We start from the raw sequence: 23,325 nt of genomic DNA, 5'->3' as shown, positions 1-23,325 counted from the left end.
TCAGCCCAGCTTGGCTTTCAGCAGCTCGGTGACCTGCGCGGGGTTCGCCTTGCCGCCGCTGGCCTTCATGACCTGGCCCACGAGGCCGTTGAGCGCCTTTTCCTTGCCGGCGCGGTATTCGTCGACGTTCTTCGCGTTCTTGGCGATGACTTCGTCGAGGATCGCGTCGAGCGCGCCGGTGTCGCTCATCGGCTTCAGGTCCTTCGCTTCGATGATCGCGTCGACATCGCTGCCTTCGCCGGTCCACAACGCATCGAACACCACGCGCGCCGCGTTGTTCGGCAGCGTGCCGTCGGCGATGCGCTTGACCAGTTGGCCGAGTTGCTGCGCCTTGACGGGCGCGGCCTCGATGCCGATTTCGGCGGCGTTCAGGCGGCGTGCCATCTCGCCGGTGATCCAGTTGCTCGCGAGCTTGGGCGCGGCGCCGGCGCTCACGGCTTCATCGAAGTAGCGTGCGAGCGCGGTGCTCTGCGTGAGCTGTGTGGCGTCGTATTCCGATAGCCCATGGTCGCGCACATAGCGCTCGGCCATGGCGCGCGGCAGCTCGGGCATGGTGGCCTTCACGCGCTCGATCCAGTCGGCCGCAATCACCAGCGGCGGCAGGTCGGGGTCGGGGAAGTAGCGGTAGTCGGCCGAGTCTTCCTTGGCGCGCATCGCACGCGTCTCGCCCGTGTCGGCGTTGAACAGCACGGTGGCCTGCTCGACCTTGCGGCCGTCTTCGATCTCTTCGATCTGCCAGCGGATCTCGAAATCGATCGCCTGCTGCATGTGCTTGAAGCTGTTCAGGTTCTTGATCTCGCGCCGCGTGCCGAGCTTGTCGCCGGGCTTGCGCACCGACACGTTGGCGTCGCAGCGGAAGCTGCCTTCCTGCATGTTGCCGTCGCAGATGCCGATCCACGTGACGATCTTGTGCAGCTCCTTGGCGTAGGCCACGGCCTCGGCGGTGGAGCGCATGTCGGGCTCGGTCACGATCTCCAGCAGCGGCGTGCCGGCGCGGTTCAGGTCGATGCCGCTCTGGCCGATGAAGTTCTCGTGCAGCGACTTGCCCGCGTCTTCTTCGAGGTGGGCGCGCACGAGGCGCACGGTCTTCTTTTCTTCGCCGAGAAAGAACGACACCGCGCCGCCTTGCACCACCGGAATCTCGAACTGGCTGATCTGGTAGCCCTTGGGCAGGTCGGGGTAGAAATAATTCTTGCGTGCGAACACGCTGCGCGGCGCGATGTGCGAGCCCAGCGCCAGGCCCAGCTTGATGGCGCGTTCGACCGCGCCCTTGTTCATCACGGGCAGCGTGCCGGGCAGCGCCAGGTCGACCGCGCAGGCCTGCGTGTTGGGCTCGGCGCCGAAAGCGGTGGACGCGCGGCTGAAGATCTTGCTGGCGGTCGAGAGTTGCGCGTGCGTCTCGAAGCCGATGATGACTTCATAGCCGCGCACCAGCGGACCGGTCGGGCGGCCCTGTTGTTGTGCTTCGAATGTGTTCACGGTCTCGCTCATCTCAAAAGCCCTCCGGCGTGCGTGCATGCCAGTCGGTGGCCTGCTGGAAGCGGTGCGCTGCGTTCAGCAGCTTCGCTTCGCCGAAGTAGTTGCCGATCAATTGCAGGCCCACGGGCATGCCGCTGTCGAAGCCTGCGGGCACGCTCATGCCGGGCAGGCCGGCCAGCGATGCGGGCAGCGTGAAGATGTCGGCGAGGTAGTCGGCCACGGGGTCGTCGCCGTGTTCGCCGAGCTTCCATGCGGTGGTCGGCGCGGCGGGGCCGGCGATCACGTCGCACTGCTTGAAGGCCTGCTGGAAGTCGTCCGCGATCATGCGGCGCACCTTCTGCGCCTGCAGGTAGTAGGCGTCGTAGTAGCCGTGCGAGAGCACGTAGGTGCCGATCATGATGCGGCGCTTGACTTCGTCGCCAAAGCCTTCGGCGCGCGTGCGCTCGTACATGTCGGACAGGTCCTTGTACTGCTTGGCGCGGTGGCCGAACTTGACGCCGTCGAAGCGGCTCAGGTTGCTCGACGCTTCGGCCGCGGCCAGGATGTAGTACACGGGAATCGACAGCTCGGTACGCGGCAGCGTGACCTCGACGCGCTTCGCACCGAGTTTTTCATACTGCAACAGTGCTGCATCCATCGCCGCGCGCACACCCGGTGCCACGCCTTCGCCGAAGAACTCCTTCGGCACGCCGATGCGCAGGCCTTCGAGCGAGTCGTTCAGCGAGCGGCTGAAGTTCTCGGCGGGCTTGTCGAGCGAGGTCGAATCGCGGTCGAGGTCGGGGCCGCAGAAGGCCGACAGCAGCAGCGCGCAGTCTTCGGCCGAGCGGGCCATCGGGCCGGCCTGGTCGAGGCTCGATGCGAAGGCCACCATGCCGTAGCGCGAGGCGCGGCCGTAGGTCGGCTTGATGCCGGTCACGCCGCAGAACGAGGCGGGTTGGCGGATCGATCCGCCGGTGTCGGTGCCGGTGGCGGCGGGTGCAAGGCGTGCAGCCACGGCGGCTGCGCTGGCGCCCGAGGAGCCGCCCGGAATGCGTTCGCGGTTCCAGGGGTTTTGCACGGGCACGGCCTTGTCGTGGCCGACGGCGGGCACGGCGACGTTTTCGTTGGCCGAGCCCATCGCGAACTCGTCGCAGCTCAGCTTGCCGAGCGTGACCGCGCCGGCCTCGGCCAGGCGGCGCACCACGGTCGCGTCGAAGGGCGAGCGGTAGCCCGCGAGCATCTTCGAGCCGGCGGTGGTGGCGAAGTCGGTGGTGACGAAGATGTCCTTGTGCGCGATCGGCACGCCGGCCAGCGCGGGGGCGTTGCCGGCCGCGATTTGCGCGTCGGCCGCGCGGGCCTGGGCCAGCGTGACTTCTTCATTGACGTCGACGAAGGTGCCGAGCGATTCGTGCGCCTTCATGCGGCCCAGGAAAACCTGCGAGGCCTCGACGGCCGAGACCTTGCGGTCGGCCAGCGCCTTGGCCAGCGCGACCACACTCAATTGGTGCAATTCACCGCTGCTCATTATTCGATCACCTTGGGCACGAGGAACAGGCCGGCTTCGACGGCCGGGGCGCTCTTCTGGTTGGCTTCGCGGTTGTCGGGCTCGCTCACCACGTCGTCGCGAAGACGCAAGGTGATGTCCTCGATGGCCGCCACGGGGTGCGCCAGCGGCTCGACGCCTTCGGTGTCGACCGAACGCATGCGTTCAACCAGGTCGAAGAAGCCATTGATCTGGCTGAGCATGCGCTCGCTTTCGTCGGGAGCAAGCTGCAGCCTCGCCAGCGAGGCGATGCGCGCAATATCGGAAGTGGACAGTGACATAGGGTCGGGTGGCCAAAAAAAGCCGAGGTAATCGCACGCCGAAGAGGGTGCTAATACAGGAATCAGAGGGGATTCGGGTATTATCCCGCCTTTGCCGCAACCCCCGCGAACGCGCCGGCTTTTGCGTCAAAAACGATCAATTCACCCCGTCAAACGACCCAAAAATAGAGCGACGACCTGCCGGTGCGCAGGCCGTGCTCCAGAGGATTTCGCACATGTTTGGAGCTTTCCGTCGGTACTTTTCCACCGACCTTGCGATCGATCTCGGCACCGCCAACACCCTGATATTTGCCCGCAACAAGGGCATCGTGCTGGACGAGCCTTCGGTGGTCGCAATTCGCCACGAAGGTGGCCCACACGGCAAGAAGGTGATCCAGGCCGTCGGCCGCGAGGCCAAGGCCATGCTGGGCAAGGTGCCCGGCAACATCGAGGCGATCCGCCCGATGAAGGACGGCGTGATTGCCGACTTCGTGATCACCGAGCAGATGATCAAGCAGTTCATCAAGATGGTGCACCCGCGCACGCTGCTCACGCCGAGCCCGCGCATCATCATCTGCGTGCCCTGCGGCTCGACCCAGGTCGAGCGCCGCGCCATCAAGGACGCGGCCGAGGCGGCAGGCGCCACCTCCGTCTACCTCATCGAAGAACCCATGGCCGCGGCCATCGGCGCGGGCCTCCCCGTCAGCGAAGCCTCGGGCTCGATGGTGGTGGACATCGGCGGCGGCACCACCGAAGTGGGCGTCATCTCGCTGGGCGGCATGGTCTACAAGGGCTCCGTGCGCGTCGGCGGCGACCGCTTCGACGAAGCCATCATCAACTACATCCGCCGCAACTACGGCATGTTGATCGGCGAGCCGACGGCCGAAGTCATCAAGAAGACCATCGGCTCGGCCTTCCCGGGCTCCGAGGTCAAGGAGATGGAAGTCAAGGGCCGCAACCTGTCCGAAGGCGTGCCGCGCAGCTTCACCATCAGCAGCAACGAAGTGCTGGAAGCCCTGACCGATCCGCTGAACAACATCGTCTCGGCCGTGAAGAACGCGCTGGAACAGACGCCGCCCGAACTGGGCGCCGACATCGCCGACCGCGGCATGATGCTGACTGGCGGCGGCGCGCTGCTGCGCGACCTCGACCGCCTGCTGGCCGAAGAAACCGGCCTGCCGGTGCTCGTGGCCGAAGACCCGCTGACCTGCGTGGTGCGCGGCTGCGGCATCGCCCTCGAACGCATGGACCGCCTGGGCAGCATCTTCACGAGCGAGTAAAAGGCGAAAGCCATCATCGGCCGGCCTCTGCTTGCATAGGCCGGCTTTTTGTTATTTGATTCCGCACCACCGCCGGGTCTGAATTCATGCCTCTGGGCACGCTCGATCGCACAGCGCCACCCCTGTTCAACCAGGGGCAGTCGGCACTCAGCAAGCTGATCTTCTTCGGCGCGCTGTCGCTCTTTCTGATGGTGGCCGATGCGCGCTTTCATATCGTGCAGCCGATCCGCGCCGGCCTCGGCGCGGTGCTCTACCCGGTGCAATGGGTGGCGCTCAAGCCGGTGCAGATGGCAGTGGGTGGCGGCCGCTACCTCGAAGATTTGCAGACCGCGCAGCGCAACGAGGCCGATGCCCGCAAGGCGCTGATGATGCAGGCCGAGCGCGCGAGCCAGGCCGACACGCTGGCACAGGACAACGCCCGCCTGCGCGAGCTGCTCGAACTGCGCCAGACCACGCAGACCCCCGGCCGTGCGGCCGAGGTGCTGTACGACGCCGCCGATCCCTACACCCGCAAGATCGTGATCGACCAGGGCATGACGCAGGGCGTGGTGGCCGGCTCGCCGGTGATCGATGCGCGCGGCGTGCTCGGCCAGGTCACGCAGGTGCTGCCGTTCACGAGCGAGGTCACGCTGGTGATCGACCGCGACCTCGCCATTCCCGTGCAGAACACCCGCACCGGCGTGCGCAGCGTGGCCTTCGGCGACGCCTCGGCACACGGCGGTGGCCTGGAGCTGCGCTTCATGGCCGCCAACGCCGACCTGCAGGAAGGCGACCTGCTGTCCACCAGCGGCGTCGACGGCATCTACCCGGCCGGCCTGCCGGTCGCGAAGATCGAACGCATCGAGCGCCGCGCCGACTCGGCCTTCGCCCGCATCTATTGCGTGCCGCTCGCGCATGTGACGGCCGCGCGCTACGTGCTCGTGCTCGAACCCACCGGCGCACCGACGGCCCCGCCGCCCGCCCCGCCCGTGACCACGCAGCGCAAGCGCCCCGACGGCAAGCCCGGCGCGGGCAAGAACGAAAAGAAGCCCGGAGAACGCCGATGATCAAGCGACCCGGCCAGCAGCAGCTCCTGCTGCCCGTCAGCCCGCTCTTCATGTGGACCAGCCTCGTCGTGGCGCTGCTGGTCAACATGGTGCCGATCGGCCGCGCCGTCTGGATGCCCGACCTGCTGGCGCTGGTGATCGTGTTCTGGGGCGTGCACCAGCCAGCGCGCGTGGGCATCGGCGCGGCCTTCGTGTTCGGCCTGTGCATGGACGTGCACCAGTCGTCGATGCTGGGCCAGCATGCGCTGTCCTACACCACGCTGGGCTTCTTCGCGATCACGATCCATCGGCGCCTGCTGTGGTACCCGGTGCTGTCGCAGGCGCTGCAGGTGCTGCCGCTCTTTGCGCTGTCGCAGCTGATCGAGGTCATCACGCGGATGATCGGCGGCGGCGTGTTCCCCGGCTGGACGGTGCTGATCTCGCCGGCCATCGAGGCCGCACTGTGGCCGTTGGCCTCGGCCCTCTTGCTGGCGCCGCAGCGCCGCACGCCGGAACCGGACGAGAACCGACCGCTCTAATCCTGCCCCGCAGCCGCATTTGCCATTGCACTTGCACGCGCCTAAGCTCCCACCGCCATGACCGAAATTCGCAATGTCGCCGCCGATCTCGCGCGCTTCAAGCGCCGTGTGATCGTGATCGGGCTGGCGGTGTTGTTTGCGTTCGGCCTGTTGTGCGCGCGGCTGGTCTACCTGCAGGTCACGCGGCACGAAGACCTGGCCGAGCAGGCCGAGAGCAACCGCACGGCCATCGTGCCGGTGGTGCCCAACCGTGGCCTGATCCTCGACCGCAACGGGATCGTGCTGGCCTCGAACTACTCGGCCTACACGCTGGAGATCACGCCTTCGAAGGTGGGCGACGTCGAGGAAACCATCGACAGCCTGACGCAGGTGCTCGAGATCTCGCCGCGCGACCGCCGCCGCTTCAAGCGCCTGCGCGAAGACTCGCGCAGCTTCGACTCCATTCCGATCCGCACGCGCCTGAGCGATGAAGAGGTGGCGCGCTTCGCGGCGCAGCGCTACCGCTTCCCGGGCGTCGAGATCAAGGCGCGCCTGTTCCGCAACTACCCGCAGGGCGAGCTGGCCTCGCACGTGCTCGGCTACATCGGCCGCATCAACCAGCGCGAGAAGACCGCGATGGAAGACTGGGACGAAGACGAGCAGGCCAACTACAAGGGCACCGACTACATCGGCAAGCTGGGCATCGAGCAGAGCTACGAAAAAACGCTGCACGGCCAGACCGGTGTCGAGCAGATGGAAACCTCGGCCGGCGGCCGCGCCGTGCGGCGCCTTGCGAGCCACCCGGCCACGCCCGGCAACACGGTGATGCTGGCGCTCGACATCAAGCTGCAGAAGCTGGTCGAAGACATGTTCGGCGAGCGGCGCGGCGCGGTGGTGGCCATCGACCCCAAGACCGGCGAGGTGCTGGCCTTCGTGAGCAAGCCGACCTTCGACCCCAACCTTTTCGTCGAAGGCATCGACAACGAAAGCTGGACGGCGCTGACCGAATCGCTCGACAAGCCGCTGCTGAACCGCGCCCTGCGCGGCACCTACCCGCCGGGCTCCACGTACAAGCCCTTCATGGCGCTGGCCGCGTTGCAGACCGGCAAGCGCGGCCCCAGCGTGGTGGTGAACGACCCCGGCTACTTCAACTTCGGCGGCCACCGCTTCGGCAGCCCCGAAGGCTATCTGGGCGGCGTCGACATGCGGCGCGCGATCCAGCTGTCGAGCAACATCTACTTCTATTCGCTGGCCAACGAGATGGGCGTGGACATGATCCACGACGCCATGAAGCCGCTGGGCTTCGGCCAGATCACCGGCATCGACCTGGGTGGCGAAGTGCGCGGCGTGCTGCCCAGCACCGAGTGGAAGCGCAACACCTACAAGCGCCCTGAAGCCAAGAAGTGGTACGCCGGCGAAACCATCTCACTGGGCATCGGGCAGGGCTACAACGCCTTCACGATGCTGCAGCTGGCGCAGGCCACGTCCATCGTGGCCGACGGAGGCCTCAAGCACAAGCCGCACCTCGTGCTGGCCACGCGCGACACGGTCAGCGGGCAGGTGGTGCCGCTGCCGCAACCGCCGGCGGAAAACCTCGGCTACACGCCGGCCGCGATCGCGGTGATCCGCGAAGGCCTGACCAGCGTGGTCACCGCCGGCACGGCGCGCGGCGTGTTCGCGGGCGCGAGCTACCAGGCGGCCGGCAAGACCGGCACGGCGCAGGCCGTGACGCAGGCGCAGAACACCAAGTACAACGCCCGCGCGCTGGAAGAACACCAGCGCGATCACGCGCTCTTCATGGGCTTCGCGCCAGTGAACGACCCGAAGATCGCCGTGGCGGTGATCGTCGAGAACGCGGGCTGGGGCGCGGGTGCGGCGGCCCCCATCGCGCGCCGCGTGTTCGACTACTGGCTGGCGAACCAGTACCCGAGCGAGGCCGACATGGCGGCCATCAAGACCGGCAAGGCGACCGCGCCGATCGGCAAGCCGCGTGTGGCGAGCGAAGTGGCGTGGCCGGCGGCTGCGAGCACGACGGCGCCTGCGCCCTGACCCTCTGCTTCTTGTGTTGTTCCCTCTCCCTCTGGGAGAGGGCCAGGGTGAGGGCCGTGGGCCTCACAACATCGCGCGGCCTTGATTGCCGCTTGCCCTCACCCTAACCCTCTCCCAGAGGGAGAGGGAGGAATACCAAGGGGCCTTAAATCACCGTGCCGGCAACTTCACCCAGGCCGATACGCACAGCCCCCGCGCGCTCGCAGTACCCGCGCATGACCAGCGTGTCGCCATCCTCCAGGAACGTCCGCTTCTCGCCATTCGGCAGCGTGATCGGCTGCTTGCCACCCAGCGTCAGCTCCATCAGCGAGCCGGCTTCGTCGGGTTTCGGCCCCGACAGCGTGCCCGAACCCAGCAGGTCGCCCGGCTGCAGGTTGCAGCCGTTCACCGTGTGGTGCGTGATGAGCTGCGCTGCGGTCCAGTAGGCGGCCTCGGTCGTGTTGCCGCGCGTCAGGCGCACGGGGGCGACGCCTTCGGCGCGCATCTTCGCGGTCTGCAGCAGCACTTCGAGCGTGATGTCGAGTGCGCCGCTCTCGCGGTTCGATGCCGAGTCGAGGTATGGCAGTGGTTGCGGGTCTTCCGCGGGCCGCTCGAACTTCGCGCGGAACGGTGCCAGCGCTTCCATCGTCACGATCCACGGCGACAGCGTGCTGGCGAAGTTCTTCGCCAGGAACGGGCCGAGTGGCTGGTATTCCCAGGCCTGCAGGTCGCGCGCCGACCAGTCGTTGAGCAGCGTCACGCCGAACAGATGGTCTTCGGCCTCGCCGATGGCGATGGGCTCGCCCAGCGCATTGCCCTGGCCGACCAGGAAGCCCAGCTCCAGTTCGTAGTCGAGCCGCTTCGAAGGGCCGAAGCTCGGCGCCACGGCATCGGGCGCCTTGGTCTGGCCTTGTGGGCGCTTGAAGGTCTGGCCGCTCACGCCGATCGACGAGGCGCGGCCGTGATAACCGATCGGCACCCACTTGTAGTTGAGCATCAGCGGCTGGTCGGGGCGAAAGAGCTTGCCGATGGTGGTCGCGTGATGGATGCCGGTGTAGAAGTCGGTGTAGTCGCCGATGCGGCAAGGCACGGTCATCTCGGCCTTGGCCTGTGCCAGCAGCGCCTTCGACCATGCGGCCTGCTTGTCGCTGCCTTCGGCAAGACCGGCGGAGATCGCGGCGCGCAGCGCCTGGCGGTCTTTCACCGAGGCGTTCATCAGCGCGTTCATGTCGTCGGTGTCGATCAGGCCCGTGGCCTTCAGGTCCAGCACCTGGTCGCCGATGGCGACGCCGACGCGAAAGCCTTCGCTGCTGCCGGCGGTGCGGAAGCGGCCGAAGGGCAGGTTCTGGATCGGGAAGTCGGTGCCGGCTTCATTGGCCGAGGCGACCCAGCTGCGCAGCTTCGGGTCATGGGTGGCGTTCAGTGCGGTCATGTCTGTCTTTCTGTGAATCTGTTCAATCGGCGCTCATGCCGGCCTTCTTGGCGACTTCGCCCAGGCGCTTGTATTCCGTGTCGGTCAGCGTGGTCAACTCCTGCGCGGTCGAGCCGCGTGGCGAGAAGCCGGCCTGCGCCAGCTTGGCCTTCACGTCGGGCATCGCAAGCGCTTCCACGAAGGCTTCGTTCAGCGCCTTCACGATCGGAGCCGGCAGCTTCGCCGGCCCGTACACGCCGAACCACGGCTCCAGCGCGTAGCCCTTGAGCCCGGCTTCGGCCATCGTCGGCACGTCGGGCAGCGACGGCGAGCGCGTGGGCCCGGCCACGGCCAGCGCGCGCAGCTTGCCGGACTGGATGTGCGGCAGCGACGCCGGCAGGTTGTCGAACATCGCGCCGATGTTGTTGCCCAGCATGTCGGTGATGGCCGGGCCGCTGCCCTTGTAGGCGACGTGCACGAGGTCGGTGCCGGTCATCTGCGCGAACATCACGCCGGCCAGGTTCATCGAGGTGCCGGCACCCGCGGTGGCGTAGGGCATGCCGGGGTTCTTCTTCGCGGCCGCGATCAGGTCGGCCACCGATTTCACCGGCGAGGCCGCCGGCACTTCGAGCACGATGGTCGAGGTGCCCAGCAGGCTGATGGCGGTGAAGTCCTTGCGCGGATCGAAGGCCATCGACTTGTAGATGTGCGGGTTCAGCGCATTGGTCGAGATGGCACCGAAGCCGATGGTGTAGCCATCGGGCGCGGCCTTGGCCACGGCGTCCATGCCGATGTTGCCGCCCGCGCCGCCGCGGTTGTCGATCAGCACCGGCTGGCCCAGCTTCTCCGACACTTTCTGGCCCACGGTGCGCGCCACCAGGTCGGTGGTGCCGCCGGGCGTGTAGGGCACGACGAAGCGGATCGGCTTCGTCGGGTAGCCGGCAGCCTGCGCGAAGAAGGGCACTGCGAGCAGGGCGACGGCCGCGGCGCGACGCGTGATGACGAAAGCGGTTGTCTTGTTCATGCTTTGAATTGGTCTTTCAGGCCGGCCCAGCAATCGGCGTAGTCGGTATCGAGCACGGGGCTCTTCAGGGCGAAGTTGGTGGGAATGAAGCGGTAGCGGCTCTCGAACATGAAGGCCAGCGTGTTGTCCAGCTTGTGCGGCTTCAGGTCGGCATGCGTGGCCTTGTCGAAGGCTTCCTCGTCGGGACCGTGCGGCACCATGCAGTTGTGCAGGCTCGCGCCACCGGGCTTGAAGCCGCCCGGCTTGGCGTCGTACTCGCCCAGCACCAGGCCCATGAATTCGCTCATGAGGTTGCGGTGGAACCATGGCGGACGGAAGGTGTTTTCCATCACCATCCAGCGCGGCGGGAAGATCACGAAGTCGCAGTTGGCCGTGCCGGGCGTGTCGCTGGGCGAAGTCAGCACGGTGAAGATCGACGGATCGGGGTGGTCGAAGCTGATCGAGCCGATCACCATGAAGTGCGCCGTGTCGTACTTGACCGGCGCGAGGTTGCCGTGCCACGCGACCACGTTGAAGGGCGACTGCTTGGCCGGTGCCTTCCAGAAGCGGCCGGCGAATTTCTTGACCAGTTCGTAGGCGCCTTCTTCCGTCTCGAACGCCGCCACGGGCGCCTGGAAATCGCGTGCGTTGGCCAGGCCGTTCGATCCGATGGGGCCCAGCTCGTGCAGGCGGAAATGCGCGCCGTAGTTCTCGCAGACATAGCCGCGCGACAGGCCGTCGGGTAGCGCGACCTTGAAGGCCATGCCGCGCGGCAGCAGCGCGATCTCGCCGGGCTTGACGTCGAGCACGCCCAGCTCGGTTGTGATGACGAGGCGGCCCTGCTGCGGCACGACCAGCATCTCGCCGTCGGCGTTGACGAAGGCGCGGCGCTCCATCGAGCGGCCGGCCAGGTACATCAGCGAGCCGATGCCGACCTGCGACTCGGCGTCGCCATTCGCCGCGATGGTGTGCATGCCGTCGATGAAGTCGGCTTCGGCCGCGCCGTCCAGCGGCTGCGGATGCCAGCGCAGGGGCTCGGGCGGCAGAGCAATCTCGCGGTCGGCGCCGGTGGTCCAGTGCGGTTGTGCATAAGGCTGGTAGCGGCCCGACACCACCGAAGGCTGGCGGCGGTACAGCCAGGTGCGGCGGTTTTCATGGCGCGGCGCGGTGAAGGCGGTGCCCGAGATCAGCTCGGTGTACAGGTCGAACGGCCCGCGCTGCGGGTTGTTGCGGCCCTGGGGCAGCGCGCCGGCCACGGCCTCGGAAGCGTATTCGTTGCCGAAGCCGCTCTGGTAGCGCCGCTCGGTGGCGGGGGAGGGTTGGGTCATGGTGTTCTCTTTCGAAAATCGCGATGAGATGGAAATGATGCGGCGCGTTGCGTTCAGGCGCTGCGCGCGGCGTCGAAAGCCTCACGCAGCACGGCGAGCGCGCCGACGTGGTTGGCCAGCACGAGCACGAGGCGCGCGTTGAAGGCGTGGCTCTCTTCGGTGGAAAGCCCCTGGTGGGCCTCGATCAGCGCTTCGTAGAAATCGTCGGGCGCGTCGAGGTTCGGCGTGGTGATCAGTGATTGCTGTTGTTGCATGGCGTTCAGGCCTTTGCCAGTGCACGGCGGATCGCCGCGCGGATGTGGTCTGCCGTCGGCTGGCGCCAGCGCGCGCACACGTGCTGGTCGGGCCGCAGGAGGTAGACGGTACCGGGTTGCGCGTCGTAGCGCTGCGCCGCGAGCTCGCCGGCGGGCGTGCTGGCCTGCACCTGCACGATGTGCAGCGCCACGTCGCTGGCCTTCAGTGCCTGCAGGCTGCGCGCGGCCGCCTCGCCGGTGCCGAACACGAGGGCGGTGAACCGCGCCGCATCGCATTCGCGCAGCAGCCAGCCGGTGCTGCCGTCGGCGCGCAGCACGGGGGCGTCGGCTGCGGCGGCGCCGGGCACCATCGCGCCGGCGAAGGCTTCGGCGTCGGGCGTGTTGAGCGGCGAATCGCGCAGCACCGTGGCGACGGAAAGCCGCCCGCTGTTGACCAGCGTGCGCGCGAAGGCGTGGCGCCGGGTCAGCTCCAGCACCGCGTCGCGAAAGAGCCGGCTCACCTCGCTCTTGGGTGTGATGAAGTCGGTGGCGCGCGTCGAGTTGCGGATGTTCTCGTCGGCCGCGAATTCGCGCTCGCTGGCGTAGCTGTCGAGCAGCGCGTCGGGCGCGTCGCCCCGCACCACGGCCGCGAGCTTCCACGCGAGGTTGTCGGCGTCCTGCACGCCCGAGTTGGCGCCGCGCGCGCCGAAGGGCGACACGCCGTGCGCCGAGTCGCCCGCAAAGAGCACGCGGCCGTGGCGAAAGTGCGCCATGCGCTGGCAGGCGAAGGTGTAGACGCTGGCCCAGCCGATCTGGAACTGCACGCCCTCGAAGCCGATGCTGTCGAGCAGGGCGCGCACGCGCGGCGTGATGTTCTCGGGCTTGCGCTCTTCCACCGGGTCGGCGTCCCAGCCGAGCTGGAAGTCGACGCGCCACATGCCGTCGGCCTGCTTGTGCAGCAGCACGCTCTGGCCGGGGTGGAACGACGGATCGAACCAGAAGCGGCGCTCGGTGGGCAGCTGCGCGTCCATCGTGATGTCGGCGATCAGGAAGCGGTCGCGGAACACGCGGCCCTTGGCCTCCTGGCCCAGCAGCTGGCGCAGGTTGGAGCGCGAGCCGTCGCAGGCGGCGACGTAGCCGGCCTGCAGCTGATAGTTGCCTTCAGGCGTTTCCACCGTCAGCACCGCGCCGTCGTCGCGCTGTTCGATGCCCGTGACCTTGCTGTTCCAGCGCAGGTCGATCAGCGGCAGCTCGGCCACGCGCTCGACGAGGTAGCCCTCGACGTAGTACTGCTGCAGGTTGATGAAGGCCGGGCGCTCGTGGCCGGGCTCGGGCAGCAGGTCGAAGCGGTAGACCTGCTCGTCATGGAAGAACACCTTGCCCACGTTCCACGACACGCCCTTGTCGACCATGCGGTCGCCGCAGCCCAGGCGGTCGAACACTTCGAGCGTGCGCTTGGCGAAGCAGATCGCGCGCGAGCCGCTGGACAGGGTGTTGTCGTTGTCGAGCAGCACCACGGGAATCTGGCGCAGCGCCAGGTCGATGGCGAGCGTGAGGCCGACAGGGCCGGCGCCGACGATCACCACGGGGTGATGGGCAGGGGTGGCCGCGTCCTGGTCGGCGTGGCGTTTGTAGTCGAAGCGCAGACTTTGATAGTCGATCACGTGTTGTCTCCGTGTCCTTGGTCTTGTATTGCTCCTTCCCCCTCTGGGGGAAGGTTGGGATGGGGGCTCGACGGCGCTCGAAACCGGCGCTCTGCCTGGCCCCCCCCCCCCCCCCCCCCCCCCCGGGGGGGGGGGGGGGGGGGGGGGGGGGCTCGACGGCGCTCGAAACCGGCGCTCTGCCTGCCCCCACCCCAGCCCTCCCCCAGCGGGGGAGGGGGCAAGGCAATCAGCCTTCCAGCGCCTTCCACATGTCGATGTCGCGCTGCGCCGTCCACACGCGCGGATCGGCATGGCCCGAGGCTTCGTCGTACGCGCGGCTCACGTCGAACGGCATGCAGTGGTCGAAGATCACCCACTGGCTGTACTTGGGCTTGAGCTTGGCGTAGGTGTCCTTGTAGACCGCGTTCAGGTCGCGGCCGGCCTTCACGCCTTCCTGCACGCTGGCGTACACGTCGGAGATGAAGTTGCGCGTGCCGGTCAGGCCCTCGGCCACGGCTTCGGGCGTGGTGAGCGCGGCGCCGCGGCCCGGCACCAGTGCCACGGGCTTCAGTGCCGCGATGTTGTCCAGCGTCTGCGGCCAGTCCTTGAAGTAGGCGTCGCCGGCGTAGGGCGTCGCGCCGAACTCGACCAGGTCACCCGACAGCAGTGTGCGCTCCTGCGGCAGCCAGACGACCGTGTCGCCCTTGGTGTGGCCGCGGCCCAGCTGGATCAGCTGCACTTCGAGCTTGCCCAGCCACAGCGTCATCTTGCCGGTGAAGGTCATGGTGGGCCAGGTCAGGCCCGGCGGCACGGTCTCGACGTTCTGGAACAGGCGCGGGAAGCGGCCGATTTCGCTGGCCTTGTCTTCCTCGCCGCGCTCGACGATCAGGTCGCGCGTGTCCTGGCTGGCCAGCACGTGTTCGGCGCCGTAGCCCGCCGCGCCCAGCACGCGCACCGCGTGGTAATGCGTGAGCACCACGTACTTGATGGGCTTGTCGGTCACTTCGCGGATGCGGCGCACCACGTCGGCGGCCATGGCGGGCGTGGCCTGGGTGTCGGCCACCAGCACGCAGTCGTCGCCGATGACGATGCCGGTGTTGGGGTCGCCCTCGGCGGTGTAGGCCCAGGCGTGCTCCGAGATCTGGCTGAAGGTGATCTTCTTTTCTTCCATGTCGGCCTGGCTGGCGAACTTCTTGGCTTGGCTCATCGTGTGTCTCCGGTTCGTGGGTGTGTTTCTGGCGGGGTCTGGAATTCGTGGGTCAAAAATTCGTTTAGAGCGAATGAATTTGCGGATGACGAATTTCCGCAGTGTAAGCGCCGGATCAGTTCATGTCTAATCCCTTCTTCATGAACGAACAATCAGACGGCAAGGCGGGCCATGGCAGCGACTGACACCGACCGCGCCCAGCGCGGCATCCAGAGCATCGAGGTCGGTGGCCAGCTGCTGCGTGCGCTGGTGCACCACGGCCGGCCGATGGCGCTGAAAGACCTCGCGCGCGAGGCCGACATGACGCCTGCCAAGGCGCACCCGTACATGGTGAGCTTCGGGCGCCTGGGCCTGATCGAGCAGGACCGTGCCAGCGGCCACTATCTGCTCGGACCGCTGGCCTTGCAACTGGGCCTGATCAGCCTGCAGCAGGCCGACCCGGTGCACATCGCCACGCCGCTGATCGGCCAGCTGGCCCAGCAGATCGGCCACACCGTGGCGCTGGCCGTGTGGGGCGCGCGCGGCGCGACCATCGTGCGCACGGCCGAGTCGCCCTCGCCGGTGCACGTGAACATGCGGCACGGCACGGTGTTCTCGCTCACCCACACCGCCTCGGGCCGGGTTTTCGCCACCTACCTCGATGCCGCCGTGGTGCGGGCGCTGCTCGAGGAAGAGCGCCAGCGCCAGAAGCAGCGCAAGGGCGCCGAACCGGCCCCGCCCGCCGGCATGCCGCCGCTGCAGCCGCTGCCCTCGTGGAGCGACTTCGAGCAGCAGCTCAAGGAAGTGCGCGACCACGGCATCAGCCGCTCCGACGGCGAGGTGATCGAGGGCGTGAGCGCCATGGCCGCACCGGTGTTCGACCACACCGGCGCCATCGTGCTGGCCGTGACCGCCATCGGCCCGGCTGGCATCTTCGACACCGCGTGGGACGGCGAGATATCGCGCGCCCTCAAGGCCTGCGCGGACACCGTCTCCCAGCGGCTGGGCGCCACCGTGGCCCCGGCCGCCACCAGCCTTTCCAGAACCGAACGATGACGCCAGTCAGTCCCGATACATCTCTTTCTGCTTCTCTCGATGCGGCCACGGCGCTGCTGCGCGATGCCCGGCGCATCGTGGTTTTTTCGGGCGCCGGCCTGTCGCGCGCCTCGGGCATTCCGACCTACCGCGATGCCGACGGCCTCTGGAAGAGCCAGAACGCCCTGCAGTTCTCCCATGCCGAAGACCTGCAGCGCGATCCGTCCGGCTTCACCAAGTTCTGGGCGCAGCGCCTGTCGGTGGTCGAGTCGGCCCAGCCCAATCCGGGCCATGCCGCGCTGGCGCAGCTGCAAAGGCTGCGGCCCGCCACGCGGCTGGTCACGCAAAACGTCGACGGCCTCCTTACGCTGGCCGGCGGGCAGGACGTGCTCGAGCTGCATGGCTCGCTGCGCCGCTGGCGCTGCGACCACTGCGGCAACCGCAGCGGCCCGTGGCCCTTCCACCGGTGCCTGCGCTGCGGCTCGCACGCACGGCCCGACGTCGTGATGTTCGGCGAGATGCTCAACGCCGGCGTGCTGCTCGACGCCCAGGTGGCGGCGCAAGAGTGCGACCTGTTCCTGGTGGTCGGCAGCACAACCATCGTCTACCCGGCCGCCGAGCTGCCGCAGACCGCGCTGGCCCACGGCGCGAAGCTGGTCACGCTCAACCTGGAGCCGCTGCCGCACCTGGACGATGCCGCCTCGGCGGTGCTGCGCGGCGCGTCCGAAGACCTGCTGCCGCGCCTGCTGGCGGGCATGGCCTGAAACCCCCGCACCGCCGTCGGGCACTTTCGCCCGGGCGACGGTCTAAACTCGTGCGCCCCACGAGGCGTCGCGAGTTCGCGCTTCCGCATACCTATTTCCAAAGATGACGCCCGCAAAACTCTGGTTGTCGATATTCCTGACGGCCTTTGCCGTCTTCACCGGACTGCTGATCCAGACACTGGTCACCCCCATTCCCTACGGTGACCTGGCCCGCATCGGCCGCATCTCCGACTACGACTTCGGCTGGCGCATCGAGCCGCCGCACGTCGAGCCCGAGCTGCTGGAAGGCGTGCCCATCGACAAGGCCGACATCGTCGTCATCGGCGACAGCTTCTCGGCCACGCACCGCTGGCAGTCGCGGCTCGTGAAGGCCGGCTACGGCGTGACCACCGTTTTCTGGGACACGATCGACGAACGCCTGTGCGGCGACTTCGACGACTGGCTCGCCAAGGCGGGCTTTCGCGGCAAGCTGGTGATCGTCGAAAGCGTGGAGCGCATCGTGTCGCTGCGGCTGTCCAACTCGGAAGGGTGCGGCAAGATGAAGAAGCCGCTCGAATCCCAGGCCGCGCCGCGTTCGCCTCCGCCCGAGCACGTGCCCGGCTTTGCCCTGAACTGGGACGGGCAGCTCATCTCCGGCTGGCTCACGGCCCAATGCACCCGCGCCGCCATCGCCGGCAAGGTGAACGACGAATGCGACCAGCAGACCGTGGCCCGCCCCGTGCAGGACGGCTGCGAGCGCTTCAGCCACCGGCGCTGCGACCTGGCACTGTTCCTGGCCGCCGACCGCGACCTGGGCGAAATCAAGCCGGAGAACGTGGCGCAGCTGCAGGCCTTCACCCGGTCGCAGGCCAAGGTGCCGATCCTGTGGATGCTGGTGCCCAACAAGTGGACCACCTACCTGGAGCCGACGCACTCGCAGACCTTCATGGCGGCCTTCAAGCAGACCGACCTGGGGCCGGATCTCTTCAGCTTCACGCAGGAAGAAAAGGTCAAGATGAAGGACTTCTACTTCCCCAACGACACCCACATCTCGATGCACGGCCAGCTGCTGCTGGGCGATCGGATGCTGCAGGCGGTGCGGCAGAAGCTGGGCGAGGCGCCCGCACCCTCCGGCGATTGAGCCGGAAGGCTCAGCCCTTCTTGCCGCCCAACAGCACCAGCGCGCCGCCCACCACGATCACGGCGACGCCGGCCCAGGCCGGGAAGTTGACGGTCTGCTTTTCCTTCACCGAGAACTCCAGCGGGCCCAGCTTGGCCTGATGGGTTTCCTTGGTGAAGCTGAAGCTGCCCATGGCCAGGGCGGCGATGCCCGCCACGATGAGCAGGATGCCGACGATGCGCGTGACGTTCATGGGGACGGCCCTCCGTTCAGGGGTTTACTGGCGCGGCTGCAGCGGTTGTTGCTGCGGCTGCTGCTTCTGCAGCGCGTCCACCCATTGCACCACCTCGGCCACCGCGCCGTCGCTGGCCGCGATCAGCGCCTTCACGCCGCCGGGTGCGTCGGCCGTGGGCGCCGGGCGGCGCACGGTGAACATGCGCTGGCCCATCACCCGGTCGCCGCCGGTCGTGCCGCGGATCAGCGTGGCGCGCAGGCGCACCAGGCCCACGCTGCTGGTGGTCGAATCGAAGTAGTGGCTGAACTCGTCGAGCGAGATGCGCAGCGTGTCGGGCACTTCGCCCTTGGCGCGCGCAATGGTCGCGCTCTCCTCCGGGCCGAGCACAGTGCGCTGCTGCGCCAGCGTGTCGCGTAGCCGCTGGCGCAGCAGTTGCGCGGGCGGCTGGCTCCAGCGCGACTGGCCGTAGGGGCGCAGCTCGTTGGCGTCGGCATAGCCCAGGCGGTACAGGATCTGCGTGCCGTCGATGCGCGTGTTGCTCTCGAACTCGGCCAGTGCCAGCGTAGGCAGCGTTGCGGCAGCGGGGGCTGCGGCGGCCGGGGCCGTGGCGCCGGGGCCGAAGTCGTACAGCGCCGCGCGCGCGGGCTTGTCGGGCAGCGCGCCGCAGCCGGCGGCCAGCAGCGCGATGCCGAAGAAGAGCGCCGCGGCGCCCACGCGGCGTGCACGGCGCGCGCGTGTGTTCAGTGTGGATCGAATGGCGTTCATGGTGGTGCTTGCCTTCCCTCAGGGCCGCGTGGCTGCCGGCGCGGAAAAACCGGGTTCGCCGGGGCCCGCGGCCGAGCCGCCGTTGCCGAACAGCAGCGATTGCGGGTTGTCGTTGATGCTGTCCGCCGCGCGGCCCAGCCGGCGCACGGCGTGCGAGGTGTCGTCGGCCACCCGGTTCACGCGCGGCAGCGTCGCCGAGTTGAACGAGTCGACCGCCTGCGCCAGCGCCTTGGTGCCGTCGCCCAGCCGTTCCATCGGGCCGTCGGGTGCGTTCAGGCGGCCCACGGTGGTGTTGAAGTTGTTGGCCACGCGCGAGACGTCGCCGGCCGCCTTCTTCACCGAGGCCAGCGTGTCCGGCAGCTTGGTCAGGGCTGGGTTCAGGCCCGTCTTGACGGTGCTGTCGAGCGTCTTGAGCAGCGTGTTGGCGCTGGCCGAGGCGGCGGCGATGTTCTCCAGCGCATCGGCCGCGCGCTTCTGGTTGGGGTCGCTCAGCAGCTGGTTGGCGCGCTTGGTCACTTCCTCGACCTGGTTGATGATGGCTTCGCCACGGTCCTGCAGCTGCGCCAGCATCGAGGGCTTGAGCGGAATGCGCGGCGGGTCGTCGTTGTCGGGCTTCAGTGACACGGTCGATTCGCCCTTGTCGTCCAGCGCGATGAAGGCCAGGCCGGTCACGCCCTGGTAGCTCAGCGTGGCAAAGCTCGACGTGGTGAGCGGCACGCGCTCGTCGACGGTGATGCGCACCCGCACGTTGCCCTTGACCTTGGGGTCGAAGTCGATCGAGGCCACTTTGCCGACCGCGATGCCCCGGTAGCGCACCGTGGCCTGCGGCTGCAGGCCGCTGACGGCCTCACGCGTGGACAGTTCGTAGATGTTGCGCACGGTGTTGTCGCGCGTGAACCAGATCACCAGGGCGACGAGCGCGGCAATGAGGCCGAGCACGAAGGCGCCGGCGGCGAGGGCATGGGCCTTGTTTTCCATGATGGGGCTACCTTTCAGCGAGCGCCCGCGCTGGTGGCGGGCGGCGGTGTGGCTTCGGCGGGTTGGTCATGCAGGGCCTCCAGGGCGCGCTGCCCGCGCCCGCCGAGAAAGTATTCATGAATGAAGGGGTGCGGGTAGGCGATGACATCGCGCGCCGCGCCGCTGACGATCACCTTCTGGTCGGCCAGCACCGCGATGCGGGTGCTCAGGTCGAACAGCGTGTCCAGGTCGTGCGTGACCATCACCACCGTCAGGCCCAGCTCGCGGTGCAGGCCGCGCAGCAGGTTGCAGAAGCTGTCGGAAGCCTCGGGGTCGAGGCCGGCCGTGGGCTCGTCGAGCAGCAGCAGCGGCGGGTCCATGATGAGCGCGCGCGCCAGCGCCACGCGCTTGATCATGCCGCCCGACAGATCCGACGGGCTCATGTTGGCGTGCCGGGGCTCCAGGCCCACCATCTGCAGCTTCACCAGCGCCGCGTGGCGGATGAGCCCGTCGGGCAAGAGCTTCAGCTCGCGCAGCGGAAAGGCGATGTTCTCCAGCACGCTGAAAGCCGAGAACAGCGCACCGTGCTGGAACAGCATGCCCACGTTGGCCGCGCCGGTGGCGCTGAGTTCGCCGGGCGGCTGGCCCAGCACCTCGACCACGCCGCGCGTCGGCTTTTCCAGCCCGAGGATCTGGCGCAGCAGCACCGTCTTGCCGGTGCCCGAGCCACCGACCAGCGACAGCACCTCGCCACGGTCGATGTGCAGGTTCAGGTCGCGGTGCACCACCTGCTCGCCCTCGGCGTTGCGGAACACCGTCCACAGGCCGCGGATGTCGACCACGGCGGTGGGCGTGTCGGGGCGGATGGGCATGCTCATGGGCGCATCTCCATCACCCCCGGAACCCGATGCCCTTGAAGAGCACCGCAAAGAGCGCGTCGACCAGGATCACCGCGGTGATCGACGTCACGACCGACGACGTGGTGCCGCGCCCCAGGCTCTCGGTGTTGGGCTTGACCTTCATGCCGAAGTAGCAGCCGATCAGCGCGATGAGGATGCCGAACACCGCCGACTTGGCCATGGCCAGCCAGAGGTTCGAGATCGGCACCGCGCGCGGCAGCGCCGAAAGAAAGTACGCCGGCGAAATGTCGAGCGCCGCATCGGCAGCCAGCATGCCGCCCGCGAGCGCCGCCATCGAGGTCCAGAGGCTGATCAGCGGCATCGCGATCGCCAGCGCCAGCACGCGCGGCATCACCAGACGAAAGCCGTGCGGAATGCCCATGACGCGCATCGCGTCGAGTTCTTCCGTCACGCGCATCACGCCGATCTGCGCGGTGATCGCCGAGCCCGAGCGGCCAGCGATCAGCACCGCCGCCAGCACCGGCCCCAGCTCGCGCACCAGCGACAGCCCGAGGATGTTGACCACGAAGGTCTCGGCGCCGTACTGGCGCAACTGCTGCGAGATCAGGTAGGCCAGCACCACGCCGATCAAGAGGCCGACCAGCGCCGTGATGTGCAGCGCCGTGGCGCCGAACTGGTAGAGGTGCCCCGAAAAATCGCGCCACGGGCCGCGGTGCGGGGCCCGGATCAGCGCGCCCACGTCGAGCGCCAACTGGCCGATCAGGCCGGTGAAGTCGCGCATCACGTACATCGCGCGCGGGCCGTTGTGCGAGAAGTCCCGCACGCGGTCGGCCAGCGTCCGGGGCGCTTCTTCGGGCGTGGCGGCGGTGAACTGCGCCACCTGGTCGAGCACCGCCTTCTGCTGCGGCGACATCTCCAGCGTGGCCGGCCATTCGTGGCGCCAGTGGTCCCACAGCAGTTGCGCGCCGATGTGGTCGAGCTGCACGATGGGGCGCAGGTCCCAGGCGCGGTCGTCGGCGGGCGGCGCGGCCTCCAGGCTTTGGGCCAGCGCCCGCCAGGCCGGCTTGGACGACAGGCCCAGCGTGGTCCAGCGGCCGCTGGCCACGGTCCACGCGCGGCCGTCCTGTTCATGTTGCCGCACCAGCGGCATCACGCTGCCGGCGGCTGAAACGTCGGCAGGCGACGGTGCATTCGACATGGGCGTATGAACAGGAAAGTAAACAGAAAGGAGACGGGGAAGCGCGCATCGTAACCGGGTGCATCCATGCCCGATGTGCTCCAGACCCCTCGTTGGCGTAGGGCGCGACGCCGTTTCTTGCGAAGAACCGCGCTGACTGGGCAAGAAACGCCGACGACACATTGTTTGCGCCTTTTCAGCATCCCTTCAGGATCGCGCTTCCGGACCGGCGCGCGGCATGCCCCATGTGCCTCGCGCGCCTGTCCGCGCGCTTTTTATTGGCCGTCGAGTTCGAGCCGGTAGGCCAGCGCGATGAACAGGCTCTGCGCCAGGCCGATGGCGCTGGTCAGCGAGCGGAATCCGAACGAGATGTTCTCCTGCACGCACAGCACGGCCTCGGCCTGCTCGGCGAGCGGGCTCAGGCGGCTGTCGGTCAGGGCGATGATCCGCGCGCCGCGCTGGCTGGCCGCCTCGGCGATGGCCAGGGTTTCCGGCGCGTAGGGCGCGAACGAGATCGCCAGCAGCACGTCGCCCTTGCGCAGGGAGCGCAGCTGCCCCTCCTGCATGCCGCCGAGCGCGCCGATCAGCGCCACCCGCTTGTCGGTGTGCTGCAGCGCGTAGTCAAGATAGGACGCGATCGAGAACGAGCGGCGCATGCCGACCAGCCAGATCGAATCGGCCCCGGCCAGCAGCTCGACCGCCTGATCGAAGTCGCTGCGGTCCAGCGTGCCCAACAGTTCCTGCATGCCGGCGATGCTGCCGCCCAGGAACTGGCGCGCGATGTCGGTGCTGGCCAGCGGATCATTGACCTTGATCGCATCGCGGATGCGCGCCTGGTAGTTGCGCCCCGGCGCGATCTGCAGCGAGATCGCCTCCCGGAACAACTTCTGCATTTCCGTGAAGCCGGTGAAGCCGAAGTGCTTGGCGAAGCGCACCACCGCCGAAGGCTGCACGCCGCAGGCTGCGGCCACTTCCTGGATGCCTTCGATCGCGAGGTGCTCGCGGTGCGTTTCCACGTACTTGCCGATCAGCTTCAGCTGACGGCTGAGGTTCGGGTACTGCGCCGAAATATCGTTGAGCAGTCGCTGTTCTGCGGAGAGGGAAGGCTGCGATGAGGTGGCGTTCATGGGCGTGGGGCACGGGGAAAGGCGACGGCCAGGTCCGGGCAATCTTAGGGCCTGTGCCTTTCCGCGCGGCGCCGCGCCCGGCGCCGCTTCTTCGGGCTGCTTCTTCGTGCTGCCTGTTCTGTTTATTCCCACCAGGCTTCCATCTGGATGCCGTAGATGGTTGCGGCGCGCCGGCCGTTCGCACCGAAGGTGCCGGCATTGGCATCGGCCGCCGCCTTGTTCCAGCTCGCACGCGTGGCGTAGATGCGGAACTCGGGCCGCGTCCAGAAGTCCGTGTTCGGCGAGAAGGCCACCGCCACCGTCCCCTTGTTCAGCGTCTGGCGCGGCTGGTCGCTGACGCTGCGGCGCGTCGTGCCCAGCTCCGCCAGCAGCTTGGTGTACTTCGCAATG

At 68.1% G+C, this 23,325-nt stretch carries 23 protein-coding genes; 7 read left to right on the top strand and 16 right to left on the bottom strand.

Going from position 1 to position 23,325, the window contains the following annotated elements; translation table 11 throughout:
- The 3 genes from gatB to gatC are packed head-to-tail and all read right to left on the bottom strand — an operon-like array spanning position 1 to position 3,282.
- Positions 1-1,491 (bottom strand): Asp-tRNA(Asn)/Glu-tRNA(Gln) amidotransferase subunit GatB, encoded by a 1,491-nt coding sequence (gene gatB, locus BLQ28_RS30135; RefSeq protein WP_093247016.1) that lies wholly within the window; start codon positions 1,489-1,491, stop codon positions 1-3.
- Between the two features lies 1 nt (position 1,492).
- Positions 1,493-2,983 (bottom strand): Asp-tRNA(Asn)/Glu-tRNA(Gln) amidotransferase subunit GatA, encoded by a 1,491-nt coding sequence (gene gatA, locus BLQ28_RS30130; protein ID WP_093247015.1) that lies wholly within the window; start codon positions 2,981-2,983, stop codon positions 1,493-1,495.
- Entirely contained in the window at positions 2,983-3,282 is a 300-nt protein-coding gene (gene gatC, locus BLQ28_RS30125) for an Asp-tRNA(Asn)/Glu-tRNA(Gln) amidotransferase subunit GatC (protein ID WP_093247014.1), read from the bottom strand. Before gatC ends, gatA begins: the two co-directional genes overlap by 1 nt.
- Positions 3,283-3,497: 215 nt before the next feature.
- Between gatC and BLQ28_RS30120 the strand changes: the two genes are divergently transcribed.
- The 4 genes from BLQ28_RS30120 (at position 3,498) to mrdA (ending at position 8,133) form a co-directional block, all read left to right on the top strand.
- Entirely contained in the window at positions 3,498-4,541 is a 1,044-nt protein-coding gene (locus tag BLQ28_RS30120) for a rod shape-determining protein (protein WP_013538761.1), read from the top strand.
- 86 nt (positions 4,542-4,627) lie between these two features.
- Complete coding sequence (mreC, locus tag BLQ28_RS30115) at positions 4,628-5,587, top strand: rod shape-determining protein MreC (protein ID WP_093247013.1); 960 nt, start codon at positions 4,628-4,630, stop codon at positions 5,585-5,587.
- On the top strand, positions 5,584-6,105 hold the full coding sequence (gene mreD, locus BLQ28_RS30110; RefSeq protein WP_093247012.1) for a rod shape-determining protein MreD: 522 nt from the start codon (positions 5,584-5,586) through the stop codon (positions 6,103-6,105). Before mreC ends, mreD begins: the two co-directional genes overlap by 4 nt.
- A gap of 57 nt (positions 6,106-6,162) precedes the next feature.
- Positions 6,163-8,133: a penicillin-binding protein 2 gene (mrdA, locus tag BLQ28_RS30105; protein WP_093247011.1), complete on the top strand. Its 1,971-nt coding sequence runs from the start codon at positions 6,163-6,165 to the stop codon at positions 8,131-8,133.
- 145 nt (positions 8,134-8,278) lie between these two features.
- Here mrdA and fahA read toward each other — a convergent pair whose 3' ends face one another.
- The 6 genes from fahA to BLQ28_RS30075 form a co-directional block, all read right to left on the bottom strand.
- A complete protein-coding gene (fahA, locus tag BLQ28_RS30100; protein ID WP_093247010.1) occupies positions 8,279-9,544 on the bottom strand; it encodes a fumarylacetoacetase in 1,266 nt (421 codons plus the stop codon).
- Positions 9,545-9,566: 22 nt separating this feature from the next.
- On the bottom strand, positions 9,567-10,547 hold the full coding sequence (locus BLQ28_RS30095) for a Bug family tripartite tricarboxylate transporter substrate binding protein (RefSeq protein WP_093247009.1): 981 nt from the start codon (positions 10,545-10,547) through the stop codon (positions 9,567-9,569).
- Positions 10,544-11,854 (bottom strand): homogentisate 1,2-dioxygenase, encoded by a 1,311-nt coding sequence (gene hmgA / locus BLQ28_RS30090; protein ID WP_093247008.1) that lies wholly within the window; start codon positions 11,852-11,854, stop codon positions 10,544-10,546. Before hmgA ends, BLQ28_RS30095 begins: the two co-directional genes overlap by 4 nt.
- Positions 11,855-11,907: 53 nt before the next feature.
- Positions 11,908-12,108 carry a DUF2783 domain-containing protein gene (locus tag BLQ28_RS30085; RefSeq protein WP_093247007.1) on the bottom strand — a complete coding sequence of 67 codons (201 nt, stop codon included), beginning with the start codon at positions 12,106-12,108 and terminating at the stop codon, positions 11,908-11,910.
- Between the two features lie 5 nt (positions 12,109-12,113).
- A complete protein-coding gene (locus tag BLQ28_RS30080) occupies positions 12,114-13,751 on the bottom strand; it encodes an FAD-dependent oxidoreductase (protein WP_093247006.1) in 1,638 nt (545 codons plus the stop codon).
- Positions 13,752-13,977: 226 nt separating this feature from the next.
- The gene (locus BLQ28_RS30075; protein WP_093247005.1) at positions 13,978-14,937 is read right to left on the bottom strand and encodes an MBL fold metallo-hydrolase; all 960 of its coding nucleotides are present in this window, start codon (positions 14,935-14,937) and stop codon (positions 13,978-13,980) included.
- Positions 14,938-15,108: 171 nt separating this feature from the next.
- On the opposite strand from BLQ28_RS30075, the gene BLQ28_RS30070 reads away from it, so the two are divergent.
- The 3 genes from BLQ28_RS30070 to BLQ28_RS30060 all read left to right on the top strand — a co-directional run bounded on the left by BLQ28_RS30070 (position 15,109) and on the right by BLQ28_RS30060 (position 17,835).
- A complete protein-coding gene (locus tag BLQ28_RS30070; RefSeq protein WP_093247004.1) occupies positions 15,109-15,972 on the top strand; it encodes an IclR family transcriptional regulator in 864 nt (287 codons plus the stop codon).
- Positions 15,969-16,715, top strand: a complete 747-nt coding sequence (locus tag BLQ28_RS30065; protein WP_093247003.1) for an SIR2 family NAD-dependent protein deacylase — start codon at positions 15,969-15,971, stop codon at positions 16,713-16,715. The genes BLQ28_RS30070 and BLQ28_RS30065 overlap by 4 nt, the downstream gene beginning before the upstream one ends.
- A gap of 103 nt (positions 16,716-16,818) precedes the next feature.
- Positions 16,819-17,835: a hypothetical protein gene (locus BLQ28_RS30060; RefSeq protein ID WP_143012606.1), complete on the top strand. Its 1,017-nt coding sequence runs from the start codon at positions 16,819-16,821 to the stop codon at positions 17,833-17,835.
- A gap of 10 nt (positions 17,836-17,845) precedes the next feature.
- Here BLQ28_RS30060 and BLQ28_RS30055 read toward each other — a convergent pair whose 3' ends face one another.
- From BLQ28_RS30055 to BLQ28_RS30025, 7 genes are all read right to left on the bottom strand, one after another.
- On the bottom strand, positions 17,846-18,067 hold the full coding sequence (locus BLQ28_RS30055; protein ID WP_093247001.1) for a hypothetical protein: 222 nt from the start codon (positions 18,065-18,067) through the stop codon (positions 17,846-17,848).
- 24 nt (positions 18,068-18,091) lie between these two features.
- Positions 18,092-18,814, bottom strand: coding sequence for an ABC-type transport auxiliary lipoprotein family protein (locus BLQ28_RS30050; RefSeq protein WP_093247000.1), 723 nt, complete (start codon positions 18,812-18,814; stop codon positions 18,092-18,094).
- 18 nt (positions 18,815-18,832) lie between these two features.
- Positions 18,833-19,792: an MlaD family protein gene (locus tag BLQ28_RS30045; RefSeq protein ID WP_093246999.1), complete on the bottom strand. Its 960-nt coding sequence runs from the start codon at positions 19,790-19,792 to the stop codon at positions 18,833-18,835.
- Positions 19,793-19,806: 14 nt separating this feature from the next.
- Entirely contained in the window at positions 19,807-20,649 is an 843-nt protein-coding gene (locus BLQ28_RS30040; RefSeq protein WP_093246998.1) for an ABC transporter ATP-binding protein, read from the bottom strand.
- A 13-nt stretch (positions 20,650-20,662) separates the two neighbouring features.
- Positions 20,663-21,829: an MlaE family ABC transporter permease gene (locus BLQ28_RS30035; RefSeq protein WP_093246997.1), complete on the bottom strand. Its 1,167-nt coding sequence runs from the start codon at positions 21,827-21,829 to the stop codon at positions 20,663-20,665.
- Between the two features lie 254 nt (positions 21,830-22,083).
- A complete protein-coding gene (locus BLQ28_RS30030) occupies positions 22,084-22,935 on the bottom strand; it encodes a MurR/RpiR family transcriptional regulator (RefSeq protein WP_093246996.1) in 852 nt (283 codons plus the stop codon).
- A 122-nt stretch (positions 22,936-23,057) separates the two neighbouring features.
- Positions 23,058-23,325: carbohydrate porin (locus tag BLQ28_RS30025; RefSeq protein ID WP_143012605.1), on the bottom strand; the 268-nt coding region annotated here is incomplete at its 5' end.

This window comes from Variovorax sp. EL159 (genome assembly GCF_900100965.1).
In the GTDB taxonomy this organism is placed as follows: Bacteria; Pseudomonadota; Gammaproteobacteria; order Burkholderiales; family Burkholderiaceae_C; genus Variovorax.
Note: the sequence above shows the minus strand (reverse complement) of the source record. Positions and strands in the feature narration are given on the sequence as shown.

Bases quoted from the DNA above. Each gene is read 5' to 3' on its own strand.
- fahA (WP_093247010.1), bottom strand. From the start codon at position 9,544: ATGACCGCACTGAACGCCACCCATGACCCGAAGCTGCGCAGCTGGGTC.
- BLQ28_RS30055 (WP_093247001.1), bottom strand. From the start codon at position 18,067: ATGAACGTCACGCGCATCGTCGGCATCCTGCTCATCGTGGCGGGCATC.
- BLQ28_RS30035 (WP_093246997.1), bottom strand. From the start codon at position 21,829: ATGTCGAATGCACCGTCGCCTGCCGACGTTTCAGCCGCCGGCAGCGTG.
- BLQ28_RS30075 (WP_093247005.1), bottom strand. From the start codon at position 14,937: ATGAGCCAAGCCAAGAAGTTCGCCAGCCAGGCCGACATGGAAGAAAAG.
- BLQ28_RS30030 (WP_093246996.1), bottom strand. From the start codon at position 22,935: ATGAACGCCACCTCATCGCAGCCTTCCCTCTCCGCAGAACAGCGACTG.
- mrdA (WP_093247011.1), top strand. From the start codon at position 6,163: ATGACCGAAATTCGCAATGTCGCCGCCGATCTCGCGCGCTTCAAGCGC.
- mreC (WP_093247013.1), top strand. From the start codon at position 4,628: ATGCCTCTGGGCACGCTCGATCGCACAGCGCCACCCCTGTTCAACCAG.
- BLQ28_RS30060 (WP_143012606.1), top strand. From the start codon at position 16,819: ATGACGCCCGCAAAACTCTGGTTGTCGATATTCCTGACGGCCTTTGCC.
- BLQ28_RS30065 (WP_093247003.1), top strand. From the start codon at position 15,969: ATGACGCCAGTCAGTCCCGATACATCTCTTTCTGCTTCTCTCGATGCG.
- BLQ28_RS30095 (WP_093247009.1), bottom strand. From the start codon at position 10,547: ATGAACAAGACAACCGCTTTCGTCATCACGCGTCGCGCCGCGGCCGTC.
- mreD (WP_093247012.1), top strand. From the start codon at position 5,584: ATGATCAAGCGACCCGGCCAGCAGCAGCTCCTGCTGCCCGTCAGCCCG.
- hmgA (WP_093247008.1), bottom strand. From the start codon at position 11,854: ATGACCCAACCCTCCCCCGCCACCGAGCGGCGCTACCAGAGCGGCTTC.
- gatA (WP_093247015.1), bottom strand. From the start codon at position 2,983: ATGAGCAGCGGTGAATTGCACCAATTGAGTGTGGTCGCGCTGGCCAAG.
- BLQ28_RS30045 (WP_093246999.1), bottom strand. From the start codon at position 19,792: ATGGAAAACAAGGCCCATGCCCTCGCCGCCGGCGCCTTCGTGCTCGGC.
- BLQ28_RS30085 (WP_093247007.1), bottom strand. From the start codon at position 12,108: ATGCAACAACAGCAATCACTGATCACCACGCCGAACCTCGACGCGCCC.
- BLQ28_RS30050 (WP_093247000.1), bottom strand. From the start codon at position 18,814: ATGAACGCCATTCGATCCACACTGAACACACGCGCGCGCCGTGCACGC.
- gatC (WP_093247014.1), bottom strand. From the start codon at position 3,282: ATGTCACTGTCCACTTCCGATATTGCGCGCATCGCCTCGCTGGCGAGG.
- BLQ28_RS30070 (WP_093247004.1), top strand. From the start codon at position 15,109: ATGGCAGCGACTGACACCGACCGCGCCCAGCGCGGCATCCAGAGCATC.
- BLQ28_RS30120 (WP_013538761.1), top strand. From the start codon at position 3,498: ATGTTTGGAGCTTTCCGTCGGTACTTTTCCACCGACCTTGCGATCGAT.
- gatB (WP_093247016.1), bottom strand. From the start codon at position 1,491: ATGAGCGAGACCGTGAACACATTCGAAGCACAACAACAGGGCCGCCCG.
- BLQ28_RS30040 (WP_093246998.1), bottom strand. From the start codon at position 20,649: ATGAGCATGCCCATCCGCCCCGACACGCCCACCGCCGTGGTCGACATC.